We start from the raw sequence: 2135 nt of genomic DNA on the forward strand, positions 1-2135 counted from the left end.
CTCAGAGTATGTTTAGAGTCGGATATTTGGTTTTTGTGTAAAAATACTTACAAACGCATCCATAATACGTGAAAAATCAAGCGCTAATAAGAGTATAATGAGTACAATCCATTTCGTATAACGCGACATCACTTTTACACTTTTGTAGGTCATGATGATTTCTTGAAGTATTTCTTTTTCTGCTTCTGTAAGCTCTATATCGTCTTGTGTTTTTTTTCTAGCCATGTTTCCACCCACACAAGCGTTCACCTAGATTATTGTGCTTTAAGATCTCTCTTGCTAAGTTTGAACTGATGGCGTTCAGATCTTGCTTATCTAAATAAATTGGCAACCAGCCAACACAAGAAGAAGCATATTTATTTGTCGCGCAACCAGTCAGAGAGAGCAGTACGCACATCAGCATCACTTTTTTGATTAACTTCACTTTCCACCTCCAGACGTGTTGTGGCTGCTTTTAAAGCTTTTTCTGTTTGCTTTTGTTGCTCTGCTTTTTTCCCAAGATTAAAAGCTCTTGCTAAAATCATAAAAAAAGCAGCTAAAGCCGCGCCTGTTAGCATCAGATTTCTTTTCATCCATAAGATCATAGACGATGCTCCTGAAAGCGTTTAGCAACAAAGAAAATGCCAGCACATGCGGCTAAAACCATAATGGTGGCCAAAGCCCATTGGATTGGTCCATTTCCTGCTAATAAGCCTCCAAGCCCAGAAAAAGAACCAATAATCGGTGCAAGGGCTTCGGCTTTGAAAATCCCCGTTGGTGCTTGCGTTTCTACTGTTTGATAATTGGAGGAAACAAAAGCCCCTTTCGCCCATAAGCCTGCTTCTGCTGCACGCCGGTGTGCGAGACCTTCAAGACGCTTTCCGCCTGCTTTGGTCCATTTCTGTAGCTCTGCAGGGACAGCTTCATATTCACCTTGATTGAGCTTTTTTAACAGTGTCGAGTTACAAAAGGCTGTTGTTCCTACATTATAGCAAAAGGAGACTAAAGCCGCGAATTGTTCATCGGTTAAAGCAACTTGAACGGCTTGTTCAACGGCATTTTCAATTTGTCTTAAGTCTTGGCAAAGAAGTTCTTCTGCTTGTTTTTCGGTGATTGCCATACCTTTATGAACAAAAGGTTTTCCAGCATTGTTTGTATGTCCATAACCAATGGTCCACACTCCAATGGCATCTTTATAGGCATTGAGACGTAAACCTTCCCATTGTTTAATCAGTGCTAACCCTTCTGGTGATATTGTTCTCATGTATTGCTCCTATAAAAAAGCCCCACAAAAGGTGGGGCAGATTGATAGATTAAAATTGTAATTATTGCGTTTTATTAAAAGTAGTGTTTCATGTAACTTTTTTCTGTGTTATACGTTACATGAAACATAATGGAGATTTTGTTATGGCTACAATGCACGTTAATGAACGCGTTCAAAAACATCGCAACGCACAAAGAAAAGCAGGTTTGCGTTTAATGCAAATTTGGGTACCAGATACGCGTCAACCGAACTTTGCAGAAGAGTGCCGACGCCAATGTCGCTTAGTCGCAAAAATGGATAAAACAGATACATCTATGCAGTTGTTGATGGATCAATCTTTAATGGATGTTGATGGCTGGACAGAATGATGCGTGGATCTCTCGTCACAATAGCTATGCAAGGCGATTTTGGTAAACCAAGACCTGCGTTAATCATTCAAGCTAATCAATTCAATGAACATACAAGTGTAACAGTTTTACCCATTACTAGCACACTTGTTGATGCGCCATTACTCCGCATTACGATTCAGCCAAACGCTAAAAATGGTTTGCAAAAACCTTCGCAAGTCATGATTGATAAGATTATGACGGTAAGATGTGAAAAAGTTAGTCCAGCTTTCGGCTCCATTCATGCAGATAAAATGGTAGAAATTGAACGCTGTTTAGCTGTATTTTTAGGAATAGTAAAATAAAAATAGTATTTCTTTTTATCATCATAAAATAGCTTTGTTTATCTATCTTCTTCATCCATATGGATAACGCCTTCGCCTTCATCACATGCGTTAGGTGGGGCGTTTGGATCAAGGGTATCATCCTTGTCTGGTGTGGTGTTTGCAACGTTTCCAGCCGCATCTTCTTGCGCTTTATCAAAAAGTTCGCACTCTATTTTTGTG

5 protein-coding genes and 1 pseudogene are annotated in these 2135 nt (G+C 39.6%); 2 read left to right on the forward strand and 4 right to left on the reverse strand.

The window, feature by feature from the left end; translation table 11 throughout:
- Positions 1-12: 12 nt before the first annotated feature.
- From ACFIJW_RS00165 to ACFIJW_RS00175, 3 genes are all read right to left on the reverse strand, one after another.
- The gene (locus ACFIJW_RS00165; RefSeq protein WP_015856478.1) at positions 13-225 is read right to left on the reverse strand and encodes a hypothetical protein; all 213 of its coding nucleotides are present in this window, start codon (positions 223-225) and stop codon (positions 13-15) included.
- A 131-nt stretch (positions 226-356) separates the two neighbouring features.
- Positions 357-584: a hypothetical protein gene (locus ACFIJW_RS00170; protein WP_375632683.1), complete on the reverse strand. Its 228-nt coding sequence runs from the start codon at positions 582-584 to the stop codon at positions 357-359.
- Positions 581-1243 carry a lysozyme gene (locus ACFIJW_RS00175; protein WP_375632685.1) on the reverse strand — a complete coding sequence of 221 codons (663 nt, stop codon included), beginning with the start codon at positions 1241-1243 and terminating at the stop codon, positions 581-583. The genes ACFIJW_RS00170 and ACFIJW_RS00175 overlap by 4 nt, the downstream gene beginning before the upstream one ends.
- A gap of 143 nt (positions 1244-1386) precedes the next feature.
- On the opposite strand from ACFIJW_RS00175, the gene ACFIJW_RS00180 reads away from it, so the two are divergent.
- Together ACFIJW_RS00180 and ACFIJW_RS00185 are read left to right on the forward strand one after the other, a co-directional pair.
- A complete protein-coding gene (locus tag ACFIJW_RS00180; protein WP_019224016.1) occupies positions 1387-1611 on the forward strand; it encodes an antitoxin MazE family protein in 225 nt (74 codons plus the stop codon).
- Positions 1611-1934, forward strand: coding sequence for a type II toxin-antitoxin system PemK/MazF family toxin (locus tag ACFIJW_RS00185; RefSeq protein ID WP_375630048.1), 324 nt, complete (start codon positions 1611-1613; stop codon positions 1932-1934). Before ACFIJW_RS00180 ends, ACFIJW_RS00185 begins: the two co-directional genes overlap by 1 nt.
- Before the next feature lie 38 nt (positions 1935-1972).
- On the opposite strand, the pseudogene ACFIJW_RS00190 reads toward ACFIJW_RS00185, so the two are convergent.
- Positions 1973-2135: pseudogene (locus tag ACFIJW_RS00190) on the reverse strand (late control protein); the annotation flags it as partial.

Origin of the sequence: Bartonella sp. MM97QHHN (genome assembly GCF_042194285.1) — a bacterium.
Lineage (GTDB): Bacteria > Pseudomonadota > Alphaproteobacteria > Rhizobiales > Rhizobiaceae > Bartonella.

Excerpts from the sequence above, each read along its gene's own strand:
- ACFIJW_RS00165 (WP_015856478.1), bottom strand. The coding sequence starts at position 225 with ATGGCTAGAAAAAAAACACAAGACGATATAGAGCTTACAGAAGCAGAA.
- ACFIJW_RS00170 (WP_375632683.1), bottom strand. The coding sequence starts at position 584 with ATGATCTTATGGATGAAAAGAAATCTGATGCTAACAGGCGCGGCTTTA.
- ACFIJW_RS00175 (WP_375632685.1), bottom strand. The coding sequence starts at position 1,243 with ATGAGAACAATATCACCAGAAGGGTTAGCACTGATTAAACAATGGGAA.
- ACFIJW_RS00180 (WP_019224016.1), top strand. The coding sequence starts at position 1,387 with ATGGCTACAATGCACGTTAATGAACGCGTTCAAAAACATCGCAACGCA.
- ACFIJW_RS00185 (WP_375630048.1), top strand. The coding sequence starts at position 1,611 with ATGCGTGGATCTCTCGTCACAATAGCTATGCAAGGCGATTTTGGTAAA.